Here is a 21,361-nt window from a genome sequence, read left to right as displayed (position 1 = left end):
TTGTCGTGGGGGGGGTGGGGGGGGGGGGGGGGGGGCGGGGGGGGGGGGGTTTGACCTGTGCGACATCCCCCCCGGCCCACTGCCGTTCGCGGTCGTCTACAGCGGCACGGTGACCGTGATCGTCTCGCCGTTGCCCAAGTGCAGCATGCCCTTGCCGGGGGTGACCGGACCGCCGACCATGCTGCGGGTCGTACGGATGCCGATCAGTTCACCGGCGCCGGAGTCCTGCGGGGAGAGCAGCAGGCCGCGGCGGCCCTTCTTGGCCTCGACCTGCCAGCCGGAGAAGCCGCTGCACACCTCCTCCTCGTCACCGCCGATGACCAGCGCGAGGCCGCGGTCGGCGCCGCGCTGGACGAGCCGCTTCAGCTCACGCTCGCAGTCGGCGTCCTCCAGGACCTCGCCGTCGTCGACGATGAGCACGACGGGCTCCTCCGGGCTCGCCGACTCGATCGCCTCGTTGAAGTCGTCGCTCTCGATGTCGTCGTCGGTGAAGACCTTCAACACGCCGTCCTGGCCGTCGAGTTCACGCAACGGCGACGGGCGCGGGGCCGCGATGACGAGTCGTACGCCTTGGAGGAGGTACGAGCGGGCGAGGTTCAGCAGGGCCGTGCTGCGGCCGGACTTCGCCGGGCCCGCGACGACGAACGTCGGCACGCCCTGCGAGAGGTCCGGGCCGAACGCCATGATGTCGTCGCCGCCGATCCCCGCCAGACCCCACAGCCTGGACTGGGCGACCGCGGGATCCCGCATCTCCCAGGCCTCGGCGAAACCGATCCTGGAGGGCAGCGAGTCCACCCTGAACGGCCGTCGCGCACGCGGCACTTCGGCGTCCCGGGCGGCAGCCGCCTCACCGATCGTGGCGAGCGCCGCGGCCTGCCCCTGACCGCTCACGTCGTCGGAGAGCAGCGCGAACTGCGTCTCGATCGCCGACTCGTTCTTGAAGCCGCGGCCGGGCGGGATCTCCTCCGGCACCTTGCGCGCGTTGATGCCGAGCATCGTGAAGTCGGAACGGTCGGCGAGCCGCAGGCCGTACTTCTCCTCGGTGAGCGAGGCCATCCGGCCGAGCAGCACCTGCCGGTCACCGGTGACGACGAGGTGCATGCCGACGCTCGCGCCCTCGCGCATCAGCGTCTGCAACTCGTCGGTCAGCTCACCGTGGTTGTACTCGCCGAGCGTCGGCAGCCAGCCCTCCCACCGGTCCAGCAGGACGACGACGTGCGGCAGCCGCTCCTCCTCGGTGACGGACGCCCGCTGCTCGCCGATGTCGGCGAACCCCTTGTCGGACAGCAGATCCTGACGCCGGGTCAGCTCACCCTTGAGGCGGGTGACCAGCCGTACGGCCCGTTCCGTCTGGTTACGGGCGACGACGGCCCCGCAGTGCGGCAGCCTGGTCAGGGCGTTGAGGGCGCCGTTTCCGCAGTCGATGCCGTACAGGTGCACGTCCGACGAGGAGTGCGTACGGGCGATCGAGCCGGCCAGGGTCCGCAGGATCTGCGAACGGCCGCTGCGGGGCGCGCCGCCCACGATGAGATGCCCGAAGGAGGAGAAGTCGACGACGACAGGTCGGCGGGCCTGGTCGGCGGGGATGTCCTCGACGCCGTACGGAGCCGGAGGCAGCCTGCCCGGTGCGAGAGCCGCGGCGGCGGGCACCTCGACCTCGTCGAGCAGCAGCGTCTCGGAGAGCGCGGGCAGCCAGGGACTGTGCTGCGAGGGGATGCCGAGCGAACGGTTGGCGTCGCGGACGGCGTCGACGAGGACCTTGAGGTCGGTGATCTCCTCTTCCTCCCGCGCCTCGACCTTGGGCTTGACCAGCGCGGCCCGCCCCAGGTCCGCCCACTCCAGCGGGCCCGCCCAGGGCGCGAGGAGCCGGGGGTCGGTGGCTCCGGGCCGCCGGCCGCCGACGCGTCCCGACTGGAAGGGCACGAGCGAGGCGTGTCCGAGCCGGACGTACGCGCGGCCGGGCGTGTTCTTGGAGATGTGCCCGGCCTCGGGGGAGTCGATGACGTCGCTCGACTCACCGCCGTCCGTGACGCGCAGCGCGATACGGAGGTTGGTGTTGGCCCGGATCTCGGGCGACACGACACCGCTCGGCCGCTGGGTGGCGAGCAGCAGGTGGATGCCGAGCGAACGGCCCCGCTGGGCGATGTTGACGAGTCCCGTCACGAAGTCGGGCAGGTCACGGACCATCGAGGCGAACTCGTCGATGACGATGAGGAGTCGCGGCAGCGGCCGGTGGGACGGCTCGCGGCGTACGAGGTCCTGGTAGTCCTCGATGTCCTTGGCGTCGGCGGCGGCCAGGATGTGCTCGCGGCGGTGCAGTTCGGCGCCCAGGGACTCCAGGGCCCGCTCGACGAGGTGGGCGTCGAGGTCGGTGACCATGCCGACGGTGTGCGGCAGGTTGACGCAGTCCTTGAAGGCCGCGCCGCCCTTGTAGTCGACGAGGACGAACGTCATGTTCTCCGGCGTGTTGGCCACGGCCAGCGCCGCCACGATGGTCTGCAGCAGCTCCGACTTTCCGGAACCGGTCGTTCCGGCGATCAGGCCGTGCGGCCCGTCCCGCCGGATGTCGATGCCGAAGGGCCCGTCGTACGACTCACCGACGACGGCCATCGTCGACTGCCCGCCCATGCGCCAGCGCGCGGCGACCGCGTCGCTCGTCGGCGGCTCCAGCTGGAGGACGTCGAGCAGCCGGCTGGAGCCGGGCAGCGCCGAGTCCTCCGTCTCGCCGCTGATGTCCCGGATGGGGGACAGCGCGCGGGAGAGGCGCGCGCACCAGGCGGACGACACGAAGTCCGGCCGTACGTTCTTGACCCGGGCGGTGCCCGTCTGCTCGACGCGCAGCCGTAGTTCGAGCGGCTTCTCCTCACCCTCCTGCCGGTCGTCGGCCTCGGCGGTGTGCCAGGCCTGGAACGAGGGGAAGCCGTTGGAGCCGGCCTGGTAGCCGAGGCCGGGCGGGGTGACCGGGGCCGCCCCGGGGGCGTTGCGCGCCTGCGGCTTCTCCTTCTCCCTGGGCTTCGGTTCGGCGATGACGATGGCCTGGCACTCGCCGGGCAGGAACCGCTCCTCCGCGTCCAGGCAGATCGCGTACATGCTGACGGCGGGGCCCTCGCGCAGCAGACGTACGACGCCGGGCATGGAGCGCAGACGCCGGGAGCCGTCCCAGACGACGACGATGTCCGGGTCGGTGAAGTTGGTCTGGCGGCCGTTCTCCTTGGCCGCCTTCTGGCGGGCGTCGAGGAGCTGGGTCAGCTCGCCGATCCGGGCGCCGACGGTCTCGGCGTCCGTACCGATCAGGACGTTGGTGTCCTGGGCCCCGGAGGGCCGGGAGTGCGGCAGCCACCGGACCCAGTCCCAGGTGGCCTGGGCGCCGTTCTCGGTGAGGACGTAGAACTGGACGTCGAGGGGGCTGTGCAGCACGGCGCCCTGCGCGACGATCCACCGCCCGATCGCCTGCGCCGAGTCGCCGGGGCCCGCGATGCCGACGACGCCGCGTTCGCGCAGCGGTACGGCGACGGGGGCGTCCTCGATCTTCCAGGTGACCTCGCGCTTGTGGTCGTCCTGCTCGGGGTCGTCGAGCACGACCTCGGAGGGCAGCTGTCCCGTGCCGACCCTGAGGAGCAGATGGTCGGCGTCGGTGCGGCGCCGCTCCCACAGCCGGGTGCGCGGGCCGGTGCTCAGCGACAGTACGGAGGCCGGGTCGGGCACGGCCTGCCGCCGGTCGAGGCGCTCGTCGAGGAGGGCGTCCTGGGCGTCCTTCTCGATCCGCTCCTTGTGCTCCTTGTACTCCTTGACCTGCTTCGCATGGGACTTGCGCCCGTGCTTCTTGTCCATGAAGTAGTTGCCGAACAGGATGATCGGGCTCAGCAACGCCATGATCAGGTAGTACCAGCGACCGAAGATCATCACGGCCACGACGGCGCCGACGAGCGGGGTCACCGCCATCAGCCAGGGCAGCGGCCGGGCCTCGAAGTCACGTGGTTTCGCCGGCAGCTTGAACCGGGTCTGCCGCTCGGGGGGCTGGAGCCGGGGCGGCCGGTTGTAGTCGAGGCCGGTGCCGTCCTCGGACCACTTCAGGGCGGCGTTCGGCGGGGAGTAGCGGTCGAGCTCGAAGAGGGTGTTGCCGACGGCGACCTGGGCGCCGAGAGGCCACTCGGCCTTGGTCTTCCCGTCCTTCTCTTCAAGGGGCTCACCGTCGAGCGTGATGTTCCCCTTGTCCTCCCCGTGAAGGGCGACCTGGCAGGTTCCGTCCGTTGCAACTGACAACGTGAGCGCTCGCGCGGCCAGCTCGGGGTCGTCGACGCGGATGTAGGACGCGGGGCCGCTGCCGATGTCGTAGCGCCCGATACCGAGCCGGTGCACGGCGCCCGCGGCGGGCCCGCTCGCCACGCGCAGTTCGACGAGCCCGGTCGGCTCGCCGGGCAGACAGCCGGCGGGATCGTACAGACTGACGACGGCGCCTTCGCGCAGCGCGGAGGTCCCGACGGTGGCGCCCGGGTCGACGGGATGGCCGTCGACGTAGACGACAGGGGAGCTGCCCCCGCCCGGGGGCACCCCGTGCTGCTGGCCGATGGGGATGATCTGGGCCCCGCCGCTGTGGCCGACGTGTGCGGCCAGCTCCTTCGCTATGTCCCCCATGGAGGACTCAGGATCCGCGTCGAGCACCACGTCGGCGCCGGCGCCGACGAGCGGATCGACGACGGTCAGAGTCAGGCGCACGATCGTCCTCCCGTATACCCCTGCTGTCAGCTCGGGGCTGCCGTTTACCGCCCCGTGCACTGACCCGTTCACTGACCGGAGACGATATCCGCTCCACCCTTCCCACAGGCAACGGAGTATGTGCCGGTTCCCTGCAGGCTCTTGAAGGAACCGGGGTGTGCTGCTGCAAGCGTCCTGCGTAAGCTGCATGCTCAGCGGACGATCGCATCATCCGCAACGGGAGCCACGGGGGTTGGCCCTGCGGCAAGTCGAGTTGTTTCGGAGGACGCCACATGGCCGGCGGCAAAGATGCAGATATCACATATGACGAGATGCACAAGGCGGCTACCAAGCTGACCGACGCCAAGGACAAGATCGACGAGAAGCTCGACGCCCTTGAGCGCTACATCCAGGGCCTCGTCAAGGACGGCTACACCACCCGCAAGGGCTCGCAGGCCTTCGAGGACTCCTTCACGGAATTCAAGAAGGGCGCGAAGGACACGATCGACGGCCTGACGGGCATGTCCAAGTTCCTGACGAGCGCCGCGAAGGCGTACCAGGACCTGGATGACGAGCTGGCCAAGGGTGTCAAGGGCTGAGGCTGTCTTTTGGGTGGTTTGCTGCCTTCAGGTGGCTGGGACTGCCTGGTGATCGTGTGAACTGGTGCGGTGGGGCGCAACATTGCCCTGCTGCACCAGTTTGCGTTGGCGACGATTCGTTGACGGCAGGACGCGAAGCAGGGGGTGGCTGTGGCTGAATACACGCGAATCGAAGACCTTGAGGTAATTCGCGGCATGGGCCGAGGGCTCGGCAGCATCAAGAAGTCATTCGACGGCCTTGAGGATCTCAAGGGAAAGCATGACGAAGATTTCGGGGCGAACGACCTCAAGGAAAAGTTCGAAGATTTCATCGACAACTGGAAGCTCAGCCGAAAAGAGCTGACGGAAGAGATCGACGCACTGTCCCAGATCGCGAAGGCCGCAGCAGAAGCGTACGAGGCCATCGACCAACAGTTGGCGGATGCGATTCGCGGCGCAGGGGAACCGAAGAAGACCAAGCGGGGGTAGCGAAGATGAGTGGGCGACCGCGCGATTGGCATCCTTTGGCGGATGCCGACCCTGTGCCCGGTGACCCGGATCAGCTCGTGGGGCTCGGAAAGAAGCTGCGGAAGACGGCGGACGAGCTCGGTCGGCAGGTCAGGAACCTCAAAGCGATCTCGAAGGTCGACTCCTGGGATTCCGATGCCGGAAAAGAATTTCGCAAAAAGGCCGAGGGCAGTCAAGGGAAACTGGAGGCCGCCTACAAGAGGTACGACGCGGCGGCCGTCGCAATCGGTTCCACCATCCACGAGGTGGGTGGGGGCTATCAGGACCAGTGGCATGCCCCGTCGACGAACTATGCATCCGATCTGAATCGGGCGCAGAAAATCGCCGATTCGGCGTTGAAGGAAGCGCGAGAGGCGGATGAGAGGAGGAGTGCGACCCGGAAGAGTATCGAGGGTCTCTCGGGAAGTAACGTAAAAGAGGACAAGGGAAAACTGGAAGGCAAGCTGGATCTGGCGTCCGGAGAAATCGAGGCGGCGCGAGAGAAGGTCGAGTCTGCGAAGCGAATTCGAGATGATGCGGCAAGAAAAGCTCGTGAGGCCATCGATGATATCATCTCTCACGATTCTTTGAAGGATGGCTATTGGGACAGCTTCCTTGATGAAGTGAACAATTGGTCGGCGAAAATTGCAACGGCTTGTGGTATCGCTGCCATGCTTGTGGGCTGGATTCCGATCATCGGGCAGGCGTTTGCCGGGGTCCTGGGAACGATTGCCATGACTGCGAGCCTTATCGGGCTCGTCTGCACGGTGATTCAATTTGCCAGAGGTGACGCGGACTGGATGGACCTCGGGGTTGCCGCTCTCGGGTTTCTCGCGGCAGGTGTCGGTAAGGCCTTCAGTAAGTATGCCGGAAAGTATCTCGCCAAGACGCTGCCCAGACTTCAGAGAGCCGTCAGCAGGCCAGGAGCGCGTGCAGCGGGAAATATCGCCAAGCGGGACAGGCAGAAGCTGAACCGACTTGCCGGACAGAGATCAAGCCTCACTGCCAGGGAAAAACTCAAGGCATTCGGAGAGCCTTTCAAGGATCATCTTCTCTCGCCGTCCGGACTCAAGGACTCTTGGAGTAACCTCAAGGTTGTAGGAAGGCCTGAGTCGTGGAGAGGCATGAGACAGACTTTCGGAGCGCAAGGAGGGTTCAAATCCTTCACGTTCCTGGATTCCGGGGTGGCCGCTGAGGTGAACGCGGCAAAAATTGCCGCGAAGGAGCTTCCGGAGATCTCTGCCATCAATAAAATCTCCAGTAAGGCAAGTGCTATTTCTCTTACTGGATCCGTGATCACTGTCGGTGGCCTTGCGGCCGACCCGGAAATCAACCCCCTACTGCCCGGCTGAGAGCTGAGAGGCGTACATGAGTAGCGACGACCTTGAGTACAGGTATTCACTTGACCTTGCGCCGGGCTGGGTGGACCTTACTTTGCCCGATGGATCCAAGGCGACAGCCCAGAAATTGGCTGCTGCTCGGGTTGCTCAGTTCAATCCGTTGAGTCTTGCTGTTCAGAAGACGTCGCTGGTCGACAGTATGGCTCGCGTGGCGATGAAGGCCCACGAGAGCGGCGCGGTCGTAGCGGGGACTTACTATACGGACTCGGGGATCAGTATCGCCGATCTGGAACTCGCTGTCTTCGGTGATGACGGGGTGCAGCCCACGCCCAGGGATATTCAGCCCATGCTTCTCGAATGGGAAAACATGGAGGTGGTCGGCGATTCGGACGTGCGTTACCTGGATCTGTCGGCCGGGCCCGCGGTGCGGGTGCAAGCAGCCATGAAGGAGAAAAAGCTGTTCGGGCGAGGCCGGTTGTCCGAGTTCATCAGGTACGCCGTGTGCCCTGCAGTCAATGACGACGTGGTGTTGGTGACGGTTCGGTGGGCGACGGTCCAATATTCCGAGGAACTCGCGCACATGGTGGACGGCATGATTGATTCGCTGAGCATCGCACCGGTTCAGTCCGACGGGGAAGATTTCCATGCCTGACGCAATCGAATGGGATTCCCCTCCCAAGGACTATGGTCTGATCGTCCCGGACGGCTGGTTCAAAATTCGGCTGGAGCCTGAACTCCGAGATCAGGGCATCGTTGCCCTTGCTGATCAGCAGTTCCGCGGTGTGGACAATGCTCCACACGTCAAGGAACGGGTGATGCGCGATCTGCAGAAGCAGGCGAAGGCCGCATTCCGGCGCGGCGGAATCGAGCTGTTCATTTCGACCCTGACGGTGGGGGACGTCCCTCTGGCCTCCTCGCTTCTGGTTTCCATTTCCCCGCCTGGTTCCTGGCCTCTCAACGCGACCGTTCATCAGCTGGCGGAATACCTGGAGACGCCCGTCAAACACGTCACACTGGTCGACCTGCCGGTAGCAGGGAAGGCCGCACGGGAAAGGTACCGGGAGGATCCCGACCCTGAGGCGCAGATGGGTAACACCTTGCCCACCACAACCGTCGCCTTTCATATCCCCATTCCTGCCACCCGCAATGTGCTCAGTATGACCTTCTCGACGCCTGTCGATCCTTTGGCCGACCAGATGGTGGAGCTGTTCGACGTGGTGGCGGAAACCCTGCACTGGATCTGACGTCAAGAGGATGTACGGGGAGCACAGTTCTGTTGCTGCGCTGACCAAGGGGATCCAAGTCCGTCCGTCGACTGTTGGGCGGCCAATATCGGCAGCGACGTCGCTGCCGCCGACGGCCCTGCCTCATGGTCGCCCCGGCCAGCTATCCTCGTCCGGACCCCGCGAGGAATGGGAGAGTCCATGTCTGTCGGATCAGGGGCCGGGAAGCCCCGGGCACAGAGCCCCGGGCGTTCGGTCGCGGGGAACATCGCCTTCGGCGCCGGGCTGCTGCTCGTGCTGGCGACCATGACGCTCGGCGGCTACGCCGGTGTCGCCGTGGCCACCGGTCTGGCGGACGACTCGTTCCTGTCGTCGGCGGTGCCGGAGGACGGACGCAACGTCCTGGTCGTCGGCGGTATCGGCGCGGGCGGGCTGGCGGGCCTGCTGGTGCCGCTGACCCTCTTCGCCGCGGTCCGGGGGACCGACGAGAAGCCCAGGATCGGCCCCGGCGAGGCCCTGCTGAAGGTACTCGGCACCCTTGTCGTCGGTGTCTACCTGCTGCTCGTCTCCTTCGTCGTGGCGCAGCTCGGCCGGTTCCTGCCCGAGGGAGCGACCACTCTGGTGAGCGTCTTCGTCGTCGGTTTCAGCTGGATGCCGTTGGCGCTCGTGCCGTGGGAGCGGTTCGGGCTCGGCGGCGTACAGGGACTGCTGGGCACTTCGCAGGGCGCTACCCGCGGCCGGGCACGCGGTCAGGGTGATGGTTCAGACGAGTCGGACTGACTCCGCCAACTCGTCGGCCATCCTGCCCAGTTCCTCACCGAGCCCCAGGGCTCCCCAGAGCAGCCGGCACTCCAGCGCGGTGGGATGCGCCCGCGGCAGGACGTAGTGCGCCACTCCCTCCAGCACCGAGCCGCTGCCGGCGTCGGGATCCGTGGGCTCCAGGCGGTGCACCCGCAGCGCGGCCCCCAAAGGCAGTTCGACCTCCGTGATCTCCGGCGGCCGGAAGAACGGCCCCTCGGCGTTCTCGGCCTCCGCGCGCAGTACGTCCAGGCGCAGCGATCCGGCGGGGATGCCCGCCAGTTCCCGTACGCAGTAGAACGCGGCCACGCCGCCGTCCTGAGGTGCGAGAAGCGCGGCGCAGAGGGCTTTCTGGCGGGCGGCGACGTCGTGGTACCAGAGCACGTCCTGGGCGAACGCCGTACGCAGGTCGTCGGGTACGTCCGCCGCGAAGTGCTCGTCGGCCGCGGACCGGGCCCACTCACCGGGGTGTGGGGTGGCGAGGTCCAGTACGAGCCAGTTGTGCGCGGTGGGCAGCGTGACGCGGCACTGCTGCCAGTCGGCCGCCGAGGTGTCCGAGGCCGTGTCTGCGGTGGGCATCAGTGGCTACCTTCCCGCCAGTGAGGCATCGGGTCCGGTCACGTCGATGTCGTCGCCCCCGAAGAGACCGAGGAAGCTCTTGGTGTCGGAGGTCGCCCCCGTTCCGGTCGCCCCGAGCGCCCACGAGTTGTACTGCATGGCCTGCTTGAACGCGTCGGGCGTACCGATGATGCTCAGGTCAGACGGGTCGATGTTCTTGATCCGGGAGAGCTCGTCGACCATTCCCGGACCCACGTACATGCTGGCCAGGCCGCGTGCGCCGCCCGCGCGCCAGGCGTCACGGACCGCGGAGACGTTGTCGCCGACCTTGAGCAGGTCCCGCCAGTTGCTCCGGATCGTGCCGAGGTCGTCGGCGAAGGAGGTGCCGAGGCCCCTGAAGGCGGCTCCCAGGCCCACGTTGGGCGCGGCGGCCGACGCGGTCGCTCCGGCGCGCGCACCGACCATCTCGACGACCAGCGCGCGCCGCGCCGCCGCGTTGAGACCGGGATTCCAGCCGCGTACGTACTGGGCCGCCGCGGTCCACACGCGGCTGCGGCCGGCCGTGGCGGCGAGTTTGGCACCGGCGGAGAAGACCCGCCCGATGCCGAAGGTCGCAAGGCCCAGGACGTCCATGGCGACGTCGCCCCACGATCCGTCGCCGTTGATGGCGAGGAGCAGATGACAGACGAGGGAGATGGCGGTCGCGATCAGCGCGATGGTGCCCAGGACGCCGGCGATCGCCTGCCCGATGATCGGGATCCAGCCGACCAGGAGCGCCACCAGCCCGCAGACGGCCGCGACGGCTCCCGCGATGTCGGCGACGATCTTCAGGGTGTCGCGCAGCTCGTCCAGCCAGGAGTCGTTGAGGTCGTCTCCCTCGGTGATCTGGTGGATGCGTTTGGCGGCGGTGTTGCCCGCCGTGTTGTGACGGGTCTTGAGCGGGGCGAGTTTGTCCCGCAGACCGTCGAGGTCGCCCTGCAGATCCGTCACCGCGCTGTCGAGCTTCTTCTGCCCGGCCTTGTCGGTGTCCTTGGGCGGGGTGTCTGCCTTGGACCTGGCGGTCGTGAGGTCGCCGCTCTTCGTCTCGGCCTGTCCGAGGAGCCGGTCCGCGTCCTCCTGGATCTCCTCAAGTTCTGTGTGGTACTCCTTCAGCGCGATACCGGCTTCCTCGTACCGCTTGTGCGCCTTGCTCACGGTTTTCGCGGTGTCGTCGGCCTTCTCGGCGAACTCCCGGCCCGCCTTGGAGTCCCAGCTCTTCTGGTCGCCGAGGCGGCGCAGCGCGGCGGCGGAGTCCGAGATCGTCTTCGCGGTGGCGGTGAAGCGTCTGGCGAGCGCCTTGAGGTCGTCCACGTCGCCGGGCACCGGGTCCTCGCCCTCGCCCAGTACCTCCCAGCGGTGGTCGGCGGGGCGCGTCACTTCTTGTCCTTGCCGATGAGGGCTTTGTAGAGCTGATCGTCGATCTCGGTGTAGGCCTCGCCCGCCGTCTTGGCCACCTCGCCGAGCCCCTTGATCTCCTCGATCATCTTCTCGCGGTTGTCGTTCCAGCCGTCGGAGAACTCCTGCAGCCGTTCCTGCAGCAACTTGTGGCCGACCGTCCGCCGGTCGTAGGAGTCCATGAGCTTGTCGAGCCCCTCGAACTCCGTGGCCACCGTGCGCAGTCCCACGCCGGCTGTGTGCAGATCGTCCGTGGACACTCTGAGCCGCTCGTCGCCCATCCCTGTTACCCCCGTACTCCATGAGCTTTCAGTGCTTACCGTGCCGCTGGTGTTCCCTGAGCTTCCTGGGGCTTTTTCTGCCAGCGCAGGGTACCGGCGACCGCGTCGAAGAGTTCCGCCATCGCGTCCGCGATCGGTTCCAGCGGAGTGCTGAACGTCAGCATCAGGACCTCGTCCCGGTCCGGTACGGGGACGAAGTACTCCACGACGGTGTCCTCGAACTCGGAGCCGAGCCGCCGGGCCTCCCGGGTCCGTTCCGTACGCCGTCGACGGACCGCTCGTCCTGCGGCGGGCAGTTGTACGTGGGACGTGTCGCCCTTGCCGGACAGTGCCGAGACCGTGTCGAGGGCGTCGAACCGCCGCTGCAGGCGCGAGATCAGCAGGGAGGCCGAAAGCGGAATCCCCGCCGCCTCCAGGAACGACAGGTAGAGCACCACTCCGCCCTGCTCGACGCCTGCCTCGGCCGCACCCAGCAGCTGCTCCTGCGCCTGCCGACGGAGCACCGGCTGGTCGTCCACGCCCGCGAACTGCCTTTTGACCAGGGCGCTCACGGACGCGTCCCGACGGTCCTCGGGCCGGAGCGGAATGCGATACCAGTCCTCGGGCGTGATGAGCCCGAAGACGTTCTCACTCTCGACGGCCTCGGCACCGTTGCTCCCGGGATTTTCCGTGCTCTCGGGGCTTACGGGGCTCTCGGCACTCCGGCTGGACGGCGGGGTCTGCTGCATGCCGACCGACGCTAGCCGTGGGGGGCGTGTTTTCGCCACAGCGAACTTTTCCGCGAGTAATCCCATAACCGCTCAATTCGGACTGGAGGGGCTGGGCTCGCCGCTTCGTGTACGCCGCCCGTCGAGGACCATGGCCACGGTGATCCACAGCGCGGCCGTGACGACCGTCGCCACGAACCCGACCGCCCACAGCCAGGGCTGGGTGCGGAAGGTCCAACTGGGCGGACCCGAGGGCCCGCGACCCCAGTTGCCCGTGTCCTGGGCGACGAAGATCAACGAGATGAGCTGCAGCATCACTGCTCCGCATGCGACGGCCAGCAGCGTGCGACCGATCGAGCGGGCGGTGTGAGCCTTCCAGAACTTCCTGTTCAGCGGAGACAGGGCCTTGATGAAGAGCATCAGCACGTAGGGCACGAGCACCCCCATGAACACCGCGAGGCCGTACGCCCCGCCCGGCCACTCGTCGGCCGCCCACTTCCATGTGTCGTCGCCCCAGTAATCACTCATGAAGGCGAACGGCACGAGCAGGGCGACGATGACAAGGCAGGCGAGACAGCCGAACAGGGTGTTGCCTTTGCCGGAGTCCTCTTCCTCGCGTGCTGATCTGCTGCCGGGCCGGTGTTCGTACTGCAGCGAAGCAGCGGCCGCCCTGCGCCGACGGGGTTTGGCCGACCCTGCCATCTTGTCGTCTCCCACGTGTCTCGGTAGGGCTTCGGAGCAATCGGCGAAGGTTGTCCTCGCCTGGGTGTAGGGCCTATGCCTGCTCCGGCTCCTCCTTCGGGCGAGGGTGGCGGTATCCGCTGACGGTGCCCCAGGTGATCGCGGCGAATGTGAGTGTGGCACCGACGGCCAGTTGTGACGCCAGGTAGACGGACCATGTGCCGTTCAGCGCGAGATAAGGGCTCGCCTTGGAGGCGTATCCACCGTCGAGGATCCAGGCGCCGGCCAGAGTGGCCAGCAGAGTGCCGTTGACGGCGAGAACGGAGTAGACGTTTCTTGCCCGCAGTCAGAGTGAGACCAGCGTTCCGGCGGTGAGGGCGACCAGAGCTGTGGAACCGATTGCCAACTCGTCCTCGTACCGCATGACTTCCGAGGCGGCCCACGCTCCGGCGGGTGCACTGGCGACCGCGAAACCCAGTACGACCGCACCCCGGCATGCCGCGCCGAAAGCAGTGCGGGGCGGCCAGGACTCAGCTTGTGCTTCTGTTTCTATGTCTGCTCCTGCTGCGCCGACCTTCTGCTCGGGACGGGTTGCTCCATCGACGCCTGACTTTCGGACTCGGCCGCGGGGCCATGAGGAGCTGTCACCGGAACCTGGGCGCGTCGGCAGTCTGGGACCCGTCGGCGCCTGTGGTATCGACTGATACCGAAGCTGGGTCCGTATTCCCATCCGCCGTCCTCTCCGCATCTTCCAGCGGATCGATAAAGGACACAGTCTGGAGAATGGCCGCCATAAGGGAGTAGATCTCGGACCACTGGTCCATCGACGCTGTGTAGAGAGTGAAAACCGCGACGAACGGTCCGGTGGGGAAAGGGACATGGACCTGGATCTGTCCGGTAACGAGCTTCGTCGGCTCGCCTGTCGCCGTCACTTCGGGGCCGAGCCGATATTCGCGCACCGTGATGCAGGACACCGCCGGGCCGCACGGCAGGTCGAGCCAGATGGCGTCGTTGTACGGGTCACTGGAAAGCGTGGCGAGGATGCCTTGCGCGACGATATCCGGATCCGGGTCGCCCTGGTCGGTGGGGGTTATGGCTATGGAGAGCGCGCATTGGGCTACACCGTTGGACGGCTCATATCTGGGCACTTCCCCGTCTGCGGTCTCTTCGCCCGCATCGTCTGCGGTGGAGAACAGGCCCATCGCCGCGTAGGACACACCTGTGTCTCCCATCAGTTCTGCCATTGCCGCGTAATAGGTGGCGGCAGGTTCCCAGATGCTCTCGTCGCCTCGTGAGTACAGCTCTCGTACGAAGGAGAAGGCCCGTTCGCTGCGTTCCTCGGCGGTGGCGGCGATGGGAAGGGTGAAGAAACCCTCCGGGGCGAGGAACCAGAGGGGTGGGAGGGCGCCGTCGGCAGGGCTGAGGTGCAGGGCGTTCGTGGAGTCAGCAGCTGGACTCATGTGGCGTGGGGAACCGTTCAGGTTGTGTGGGGAGCGAGTTCTACGACAGGAAGTCTTCGGGGTGGTACTCGGTGAGCTCAAGCTCTTTGCCCTGTGCGTCCATGACCGTGTCCAGGCTGGGGTGGCCGAAGAGTGCGCCGATCGTGCTCGGGGCCAGTACCTCGACACGGAGGCAACCGCAGGGGTTCCGCCGTACCAATGGCGTCTGGAAATCAGGAGCCTGGGCCGCTGCAAAGGATTCTGCAGTATGTCTCTGGGCCGACGTAAGTGTTTCCAGCGGAATGGAGTCGAGCGGTTCGATCAGGTTTCGAGTCAGCTTTTCTCGACTCACACTGCCCAGCCTGCACCACGAGTCGTCCGTGAAAATAACTTTCGCGTCGTGGCCGAGTTTGAAATCCCGCAGTTCAATGCTACGGATGGCCGATCGTGGTGTTTCCCACAGGAGTTCGTCGTCGATGAGTCGATCGTTCCCCTTGACGTACGGAAAGCCCACGATCACGAGCCGGCGGTCGGTGACGACCGCGTGCGTGCGGTAGCGCTTCTCGGAAGAGCGGCCGGGGTCCAGTTGCCATGGCAGGGTGCGGGCGATGGTGCCCGGCGCGGCCCACATGACAGGGAAGTCGTCGATCTCGTCTGCGTGATCGTTCGAGGTATTTGTGCCGTGACCGGTGCCCGGAGTGCCTCCGAGATTCCCGCCATGTGCCGAGAGGAAGCTCAGGACGGCGACGCCTGCCGCGATCGCCGCACCCTTGACGGTATTCCGTGCCGCTGTGTCGGCCGTTGAGCGGGCGGCGTACTGCGGTCCAGCGGGCCAACCGGCCAGTTCGCTCTGCATGTCGCGGCGCTGAGTATCGCGGAACCACCGCATTCCGCTGACACGCATGGCCTCGCCCGTGGCAAAGGTGACCGGAGCGCGGGCCAGGAGAGTCTCGTTCGAATCGGGTTGCCAGACGCTCATATCGGTGTGAATTCCCCTTCGCGGCAAGTCCGGGTCGGAGTGTACTAACGTGCCGCACTGTCGTACCACATTGAATACCCGGCTGTTCGAGGTTGATATTCCGAACTAGTCACCGGCCACATGTCCGTATATTTTGGGTGCGACCTTGATGCCGGCGTCTACGGCCATGGCGCCGACGCTGAACGGGTCGATCTTCACGCCGGGGATGAGGTTTGCCCCCTTGGATCCGATCAATTGTCCTTGGTGGTAACCCGCGACGGAGACGCCTCCCATACGCGACATCAAACCGCTGCTCCTGTGCGCGACTTCGTAGACGTGTTCGGACGTACCCCCGATCTTCACCAGGCCAGGCTTGCCGAGTCCCCCGACAATGCCCACGGAGTCCTCACCGAAGGACAGCAGTACTCGGGTGTTGCCCACTATTTTGGTCGATTGAAATCCCGCCCCGAGCTTGCCCACCACGTTCCCTGCTTTCATTGCTCCGACCACCTTGATCCCCTTGCCGAACATTCCGATGCCCGGCAGCAGACCCACCGCGTCGAGTCCGAGCTGCGCCCAGCTCACGTCTGCGCCGGACGCCTTGGCGACACTGTGCGCAGCCAGGGTGAGTCCGGCGCCGATGAGCGCGGCCGTGCCGAAGATGGCCGCGAGGGGCGGGAACGGAAGCGTGACGATGGCCAGCATGCCGAGCACCGCGGTGATGTCACCAAGCACATCACCGATCGCCTTGATCAGGTCGGCGTGCTCCTTGAGCCATTCGCCGGTGGCGTCCCAGCTGTCCGAGATTCCTTGGCCCAGCTTGTCCCAGAAGCCAGGCTCGTCCGGGGCGATGTCGCCCGCCTTGTCGAGTTCCTTGCTGATGGCGCCGGCGGCCCGCTTGTAGCGGTCCTCCAGGTCGTGGACCTTGCCCGTGACCTCGTCGACCGCGCCGGAGGCCTTGCCCAGTTCCTCGCTGCCCTTGCCGTCGCTCTTCGCGTCGGCCTTCTGCTGGGCCGTCTCGCGTGCTTCCAGCTTCTCGCCGGCCGACTTCTCCAGGCGGTTCGCCTCGTCCTGGAAGTCCTGGAGTTCGTTCGCCCACCGGTGCAGGGCGCGCGAGGCCTTGTCGAAGGAGTCGTGGCTCTTGCTGATGAGCGGGGTGACGTCCTGGCCGACGTACTCGGTGAAGGCGACCGCGGTCTTGCCCTTCCAGGCACCCGCCTCGATCCGCTCCAGCTCCCGCAGAGTCGTGCTCAGATCACTTGCCAGGCCCCCGAGCTTCTTCGCGAGGTCCCGGGTGTCGTCGACGTCTCCCGGCGTCGGATCCCAGCCTATGTGGGGGAAGGCGGGTCGCTTGCCGGCCACGTCTACTTGTCCTTCTTCTTCGTCTTGAGGGACTCGGCGAGGTCGTGGTCGAGCTTGCCGAACTCCTCGCCGATCTTGTTGATCATCTTCACGGCACCCTGCGTGTGCTTGCCGAGCTGCTTGATGCCGTAGCCCCAGTCGTCGGCGAACTCGTGTACGTCCTCGATGAGTCCGCCCTCGCCGACCGAGGAGCCGTCGGCCCCGCGGAGCGTGCGGCGCGCGCTGTCCATCCGGTCGCTGATCGTCGAGAAGGTCTTCTTCAGATCCTCGAAGACGGTGTCCTCAAGGCGCAGGTCACTCATGGGTACTCATAGCCAGTCGTAGCCACTCATGTGGGGGATGGGGGGAAAGGAGGGGCAGTCAGCGGTTCACCGACTGGATTTCCTCCACCGTGATGTTCTGCGTGGCCTCGATCGTGCCGTCGGGCATGCCGACCGCGCCCGCCTGGCCCGTGCCCGTCCAGCTGATCTCCCAGGTGAGGGCTGCCTTGAGGGGGAGTGTTTCGCCGCCGGAGGAGCGGCGGTAGATGATGCCGCAGGGCGGCGTCTCCCCGGCCTTGCCCTTGGCGTACGGCTCGCCGATCTTGCCGTCGACTATCGGGCAGCCGCCGTCGGCCGGGATCGTCGTCGCGTCCGCCGCACCCGGGCTCAGCGTCAGCGACTTCGGCTTCGCCGTCGTGGTCGCCTGGATGTTGAAGCCGGGGACGTTGATCGCGGCTGTCGCCTGGACCTCGTCGAACACGGCCTCGTCCAGCCACGCCCACGTCGGCAGGTTCACCTTGGTGATCGCCTCGGGGGCCAGCGTCACCTTGGTGCCGGGCAGTTCCATGTGCTGGTACGCGAGTGCCGCCAGCATCTCCGGAGTGATGGCCTGCTCGTACTGCGGCGGCGGGGCCTCGCCGTTGTCGACCCAGAAGGGGAGGTCGCTGCACGCGGTGCGCTTGAGGTAGTCCGGCTCGTTCGGGTTCTCAACTCCCGCCCAGAACATCCCCTCGCCGTCCTTGTCGACGTTGTAGTCCTTGTAGCCGGGGGTGTCGGTCCAGCCGTAGTCGTCCTCGTAGTGGCGTTGCATCTCACCGATGGCCGAGCCAGCGGTTCCTGTGATGTCGGGGTCGTTCTGCCACTTGTCGATGTCGCCGGACATCTTCTTCTTGAAGTCCTCGGCGCCCATGTAGGGGGCGTACCAGCAGGGCGGGGGCGTCCAGTTGACGTCGGCGGACGCGACGTTTCCGGCGCCGCCGCTCTTGGTGACGGCTCCGGAGTACTGGACGCTGGCGGCGGCGTAGATGCTTTTGCCGTCGCCGCCGCCCTCCTGTTCGGTGTTGGCGCCGGTGCCATCGCCCGTCCCGTCCCCCGCGTGAGCCGGTGCCGAGAGGAAAAAGGTGCCGAGGGTCAGCGTCAGGGCAACAGTGCTGATGAGGGGCGTACGCGATGCTGCGTTCACTGGCACTTCGCCGCCTTCTCCTCAACGAACACCTTGGATGCCTGCCACAGGCTGTCGCTGGTAGGAAACTGCACCATGATGATCCTGAAGTGGCTGAAGTCCTCGGGCGATGGTTCGGTCTTTAGGACCTTCCCCGTTTTAACCTCTTTGCCGTAGAACTTGCTCGCATCCGAGCAGAATGCGACCTCCACGGACTTGCCGTTTGCGCTGGACCGGGTGGATACGTCGTAGTAACGCCGGGTGCCGGTGGACGTCCGTCCGCCGTCGAGCCTGTCGTCGATCTGGACCTGCGCGTAGTGGAGTCCGTCACCGGTGGAATACGTGGTCACGGCAGCTTCCTTGGCTGTGCGTTTGTCCACACCCCGGAAGATCGCGCGGATGTAGTTCGCGGCATCATCCATAGCCGCCGCCTCGTTCTTAGCCTTCGGCTTCTCCCAGTCGAAGACCAGGTTCATGTCCTTGGGCAGGGACACGTCCACCCCGTCGGGGCTGTCCTCGGCCGCCCCCGCCGGCTCCGCCGACTTCGTAGGCTTCTTCGATTCCTGGTCGGCGCCCGCGATCTTGTCGTTGTCGCTGGACTTGTCGTCCCCGCCGCCGCACGCCGTGAGCAGCAGGGCTGCGGTCGCGGCGAGCGCGGCAGCAACGGGCAAAGATCGGCGCTTCACAGTGAACCCCCGTGAGATTTGGACACATTCAAGAGCCATGACGGTATCCGTGGGGTGCGCGCTTTCGCTACCGCGAACTTCCCTGCGCGGACGGTCGGACCTGGAGGAATCGGGGCAAGCCGATGGCGCAAGTGACCCGATCGTGTCTGAGTGCACAGCGGACCCGGACGTTCCCCCGGGTATGCCTTGGGCCCCGGACACTGGCGTGCGTCCGGGGCCCGAGGCCGCCTCAGTTCTGTTGCGCCGCGCCGCGCTCCGGCGTCCGGCAACGCGGGCACCCGCACGGTGGGTACGCCGATGTCTGCGGCAGTGGCGGGGGCAGCGGGCCGGAGCTTCCGCCGGTCCGGATCTCGACCCTGCTCCGCTCCCCGGTCACGGCGCCGCGCGCGTCGACCGTGTAGACCCGCAGGGTGAGGCGGGTGCCTGGGCGGCGGCGGGGTTGCGTGAGTTCCAGTACGTCCGTCATGGGCGGGTACTGGTCCGCGCACTCCGGGCACGCGTAGACGTTGAAGCCGGGACCCGTCGCCGCGTGCACCTCGTGGACCAGTACCGGCTGGGCGGTCACCCGGTGGCAGCGGGCGCACATCCGCACCGCGGGGCGCGTCATCGGGCGGCCACCGGGACGCCGTGAATACCGTGTTCCGCCGCGTGGCGGCTGCGGACCGAGCCGAAACGGGGCGGGGGGACCGGGATGAACCGGAGCGGCGGGAGTGACCCCAGGCGGTGACGGCCGCTCGGGCGCGGGGTGCACAGGTTCAGCACCCGGGCGAGGAGGCGGAGAGTAAGGTCCAGCACGTTGACGCTCCTTCGAAGCGTTGGCCATAGCCCCGGGACGGTTGGCGCCGTCGCCGGGGTATTTCGTGCCGTGAGCCTACATTGCTGCGCATGTCAGTGCATAGCAGTCTGCAGCTTTATGACCATCACTGCAGCTCAGTGCTGTTTTACGGTGGTAGGTATGGCAGGAGAAACAGGCGATTCACCGATCGACCCCAACAAGATCGCGTACGTCTATATGCAGGTGGCGGACCACATCGCCGCCCAGATCGCGTCCGGGGAGCTGCAGCCGGGAGCGCGGCTGGCCGGGGAGCGGGACCTGGGTGCGGAGTACGGGGTGGCCTACCTGACGGCCCGCCGAGCTGTCCGCGAACTCCGCGAACGCGGCCTCGTCCTCACCCTCCCCGCCAAGGGCACCTTCGTCGCGTACCCCGAGACGACAGGCGACGGCCAGGAGCCGTAAGGGAGCCGTAGGAGTTCGCGTTCACCGCACGGGGGAACAAAACAGGCATGCCATGCTGCCTCGCCGCCCCGCACGCCCTCCTTCGAACCCTCCTCCACTCCGCGGCCCGTCCCCCCGACGCCGTGTCCGCCGTCGATCTGGAACTGGTGACCCTCACCGAGGACCGGGCCGTCATCACCTGGTACACCGGTGTGGAGTCGGAGGGCGAGGTCGTCTACGGCACCCATCCCGCCCATCTGAACCGGACCGCCTCCGAGGGCCGTGACACCGCACACCACTACGTGGAGCTGACGGACCTCGAACCCGGCCAGACGTACTACTACCAGGCCCGTTCCCGCGGCTCCGCGGCCACGCCCACCCCACTGCACCTGGTGAGCGGCAACGCCGTCGGAACCTCCCTCCACGGCTTCGGCACCCATGCGGGCCCGTACTCCTTCACCACGCCCCAACCCCCGCCCGGCCGCCACCTGTTGTCGATCGCCCTCTGCAACGACCTCCATCTCGGCGAGACCACGGCCGGACTGGTGACGGGCATGCCGTTGATGCGCGGCATCTCCCAGCGGTTCGGCCTCGGCCCGTACCCGGAGATCATGGGCAGGGCGCTGGTGGAGGAGGCGCACCGGCGCGGCGCCCGCCATCTGCTGGCCGCGGGGGACATATCCGCAGGCGGCGCGCCGCGGGATCTGTCGGAGGCCCGGCGGCTGCTGGACGGATTCGGCACGCACGGGCAGGACTACTTCGTCGTACGCGGAAACCACGACCGGCGCGGTCGGCAGGGTCTGCAAGAAGGGCGCGGGGACAGCTTTCTGGACTCCTTCCCCGTTGACGGCGGGCCCGACGGGGAGGCCGCGTACTTCTCCCGCGACCTCGGCGGCCTGCGCGTCCTCGGGCTGGACACGTACGAGAAGAGAGGGAACGGGGCCGGTTCGGGCGGGCTCTCCGACGAGCAACTCGCCTGGTTCCGGGCCGATGTGCGGGCGCACAAGGACCAGCCCACGGTGGTCTTCGGGCACCACCCGCTGACCGTACGCAACTCGCCGTTCCCCGTGACCAGCGGCCAACGCCTCAACCGCCGCCAGGCCCGCGCGATCCTCGACACGTACGCCGCCGCCCCCGGCGTCTTCCTCCATCACGCGGGCCACACCCACCGCAACAAGCGCACGGTCCTCCCGCAGGCGCGGCACGTCACCTTGCAGGAGGTGGGCGCGGTGAAGGAGTACCCCGGAGGCTTCTGCCTGCTGCGGATCCACACGGGCGGCTACGCCCTCAACTACTACAAGGCGAGCAGCGCCCCGGCACGCGAATGGAGCGAACGCAGCCGCCGCGTGGCAGCGGGCCTGTGGCCGCAGTACGCACTCGGCCGCTCGGTCCGCGACCGCAACAGCGTCACGGCCCGAGACCTGTCGGGCATCACGCCGGCGGCGACGAGGATCTCCGCCGCGCAGGGCTGAAGTC

At 67.0% G+C, this 21,361-nt stretch carries 21 protein-coding genes; 8 read left to right on the top strand and 13 right to left on the bottom strand.

Annotated features, from left to right (window positions below; translation table 11 throughout):
* Positions 1 to 96 precede the first annotated feature (96 nt).
* Positions 97 to 4,716: an FtsK/SpoIIIE domain-containing protein gene (locus tag ACFVH5_RS18405; RefSeq protein WP_385834716.1), complete on the bottom strand. Its 4,620-nt coding sequence runs from the start codon at positions 4,714 to 4,716 to the stop codon at positions 97 to 99.
* Positions 4,717 to 4,988: 272 nt separating this feature from the next.
* On the opposite strand from ACFVH5_RS18405, the gene ACFVH5_RS18400 reads away from it, so the two are divergent.
* From ACFVH5_RS18400 to ACFVH5_RS18375, 6 genes are all read left to right on the top strand, one after another.
* Positions 4,989 to 5,294 (top strand): WXG100 family type VII secretion target, encoded by a 306-nt coding sequence (locus tag ACFVH5_RS18400; protein ID WP_210881912.1) that lies wholly within the window; start codon positions 4,989 to 4,991, stop codon positions 5,292 to 5,294.
* A gap of 150 nt (positions 5,295 to 5,444) precedes the next feature.
* The gene (locus ACFVH5_RS18395; protein ID WP_385834715.1) at positions 5,445 to 5,762 is read left to right on the top strand and encodes a hypothetical protein; all 318 of its coding nucleotides are present in this window, start codon (positions 5,445 to 5,447) and stop codon (positions 5,760 to 5,762) included.
* A 53-nt stretch (positions 5,763 to 5,815) separates the two neighbouring features.
* Positions 5,816 to 7,132, top strand: a complete 1,317-nt coding sequence (locus ACFVH5_RS18390) for a hypothetical protein (protein WP_385834714.1) — start codon at positions 5,816 to 5,818, stop codon at positions 7,130 to 7,132.
* A 16-nt stretch (positions 7,133 to 7,148) separates the two neighbouring features.
* On the top strand, positions 7,149 to 7,772 hold the full coding sequence (locus tag ACFVH5_RS18385) for a hypothetical protein (RefSeq protein WP_385834713.1): 624 nt from the start codon (positions 7,149 to 7,151) through the stop codon (positions 7,770 to 7,772).
* Entirely contained in the window at positions 7,765 to 8,364 is a 600-nt protein-coding gene (locus ACFVH5_RS18380) for a hypothetical protein (RefSeq protein WP_385834712.1), read from the top strand. The genes ACFVH5_RS18385 and ACFVH5_RS18380 overlap by 8 nt, the downstream gene beginning before the upstream one ends.
* A 180-nt stretch (positions 8,365 to 8,544) precedes the next feature.
* Positions 8,545 to 9,123, top strand: coding sequence for a hypothetical protein (locus ACFVH5_RS18375; RefSeq protein ID WP_385834711.1), 579 nt, complete (start codon positions 8,545 to 8,547; stop codon positions 9,121 to 9,123).
* Here the strand turns inward: ACFVH5_RS18375 and ACFVH5_RS18370 are convergent.
* From ACFVH5_RS18370 to ACFVH5_RS18315, 12 genes are all read right to left on the bottom strand, one after another.
* Positions 9,106 to 9,720 carry a hypothetical protein gene (locus ACFVH5_RS18370; protein WP_385834710.1) on the bottom strand — a complete coding sequence of 205 codons (615 nt, stop codon included), beginning with the start codon at positions 9,718 to 9,720 and terminating at the stop codon, positions 9,106 to 9,108. The two genes, ACFVH5_RS18375 and ACFVH5_RS18370, sit on opposite strands and share 18 nt — an antisense overlap.
* Before the next feature lie 6 nt (positions 9,721 to 9,726).
* Entirely contained in the window at positions 9,727 to 11,115 is a 1,389-nt protein-coding gene (locus ACFVH5_RS18365; RefSeq protein WP_385834708.1) for a hypothetical protein, read from the bottom strand.
* Positions 11,112 to 11,414, bottom strand: a complete 303-nt coding sequence (locus ACFVH5_RS18360) for a hypothetical protein (protein ID WP_384806101.1) — start codon at positions 11,412 to 11,414, stop codon at positions 11,112 to 11,114. The genes ACFVH5_RS18365 and ACFVH5_RS18360 overlap by 4 nt, the downstream gene beginning before the upstream one ends.
* 35 nt (positions 11,415 to 11,449) lie before the next feature.
* On the bottom strand, positions 11,450 to 12,142 hold the full coding sequence (locus ACFVH5_RS18355) for a hypothetical protein (protein WP_385834707.1): 693 nt from the start codon (positions 12,140 to 12,142) through the stop codon (positions 11,450 to 11,452).
* 72 nt (positions 12,143 to 12,214) lie between these two features.
* Complete coding sequence (locus ACFVH5_RS18350; RefSeq protein WP_385834705.1) at positions 12,215 to 12,823, bottom strand: hypothetical protein; 609 nt, start codon at positions 12,821 to 12,823, stop codon at positions 12,215 to 12,217.
* Between the two features lie 623 nt (positions 12,824 to 13,446).
* Positions 13,447 to 14,262: a hypothetical protein gene (locus ACFVH5_RS18345; protein WP_385834704.1), complete on the bottom strand. Its 816-nt coding sequence runs from the start codon at positions 14,260 to 14,262 to the stop codon at positions 13,447 to 13,449.
* A 40-nt stretch (positions 14,263 to 14,302) separates the two neighbouring features.
* Complete coding sequence (locus tag ACFVH5_RS18340; protein WP_385834703.1) at positions 14,303 to 15,220, bottom strand: hypothetical protein; 918 nt, start codon at positions 15,218 to 15,220, stop codon at positions 14,303 to 14,305.
* 105 nt (positions 15,221 to 15,325) lie between these two features.
* The gene (locus ACFVH5_RS18335) at positions 15,326 to 16,561 is read right to left on the bottom strand and encodes an enoyl-CoA hydratase/isomerase family protein (protein WP_385834702.1); all 1,236 of its coding nucleotides are present in this window, start codon (positions 16,559 to 16,561) and stop codon (positions 15,326 to 15,328) included.
* A 2-nt stretch (positions 16,562 to 16,563) separates the two neighbouring features.
* On the bottom strand, positions 16,564 to 16,863 hold the full coding sequence (locus ACFVH5_RS18330) for a hypothetical protein (RefSeq protein WP_384806085.1): 300 nt from the start codon (positions 16,861 to 16,863) through the stop codon (positions 16,564 to 16,566).
* 58 nt (positions 16,864 to 16,921) lie between these two features.
* Positions 16,922 to 18,004: a hypothetical protein gene (locus ACFVH5_RS18325; RefSeq protein WP_385834701.1), complete on the bottom strand. Its 1,083-nt coding sequence runs from the start codon at positions 18,002 to 18,004 to the stop codon at positions 16,922 to 16,924.
* Entirely contained in the window at positions 18,001 to 18,669 is a 669-nt protein-coding gene (locus ACFVH5_RS18320; RefSeq protein ID WP_385834700.1) for a hypothetical protein, read from the bottom strand. The genes ACFVH5_RS18325 and ACFVH5_RS18320 overlap by 4 nt, the downstream gene beginning before the upstream one ends.
* Before the next feature lie 229 nt (positions 18,670 to 18,898).
* Positions 18,899 to 19,276: a hypothetical protein gene (locus ACFVH5_RS18315; RefSeq protein ID WP_385834699.1), complete on the bottom strand. Its 378-nt coding sequence runs from the start codon at positions 19,274 to 19,276 to the stop codon at positions 18,899 to 18,901.
* Between the two features lie 348 nt (positions 19,277 to 19,624).
* Between ACFVH5_RS18315 and ACFVH5_RS18310 the strand changes: the two genes are divergently transcribed.
* Positions 19,625 to 19,906: a winged helix-turn-helix domain-containing protein gene (locus ACFVH5_RS18310; protein WP_385834698.1), complete on the top strand. Its 282-nt coding sequence runs from the start codon at positions 19,625 to 19,627 to the stop codon at positions 19,904 to 19,906.
* A 122-nt stretch (positions 19,907 to 20,028) separates the two neighbouring features.
* Entirely contained in the window at positions 20,029 to 21,357 is a 1,329-nt protein-coding gene (locus ACFVH5_RS18305; RefSeq protein WP_385834696.1) for a metallophosphoesterase, read from the top strand.
* Positions 21,358 to 21,361 lie beyond the last annotated feature (4 nt).

The sequence above is a fragment of the Streptomyces sp. NPDC127119 genome, from assembly GCF_042677425.1.
Taxonomy (GTDB): Bacteria; Actinomycetota; Actinomycetes; order Streptomycetales; family Streptomycetaceae; genus Streptomyces.
Note: the sequence above shows the minus strand (reverse complement) of the source record. Positions and strands in the feature narration are given on the sequence as shown.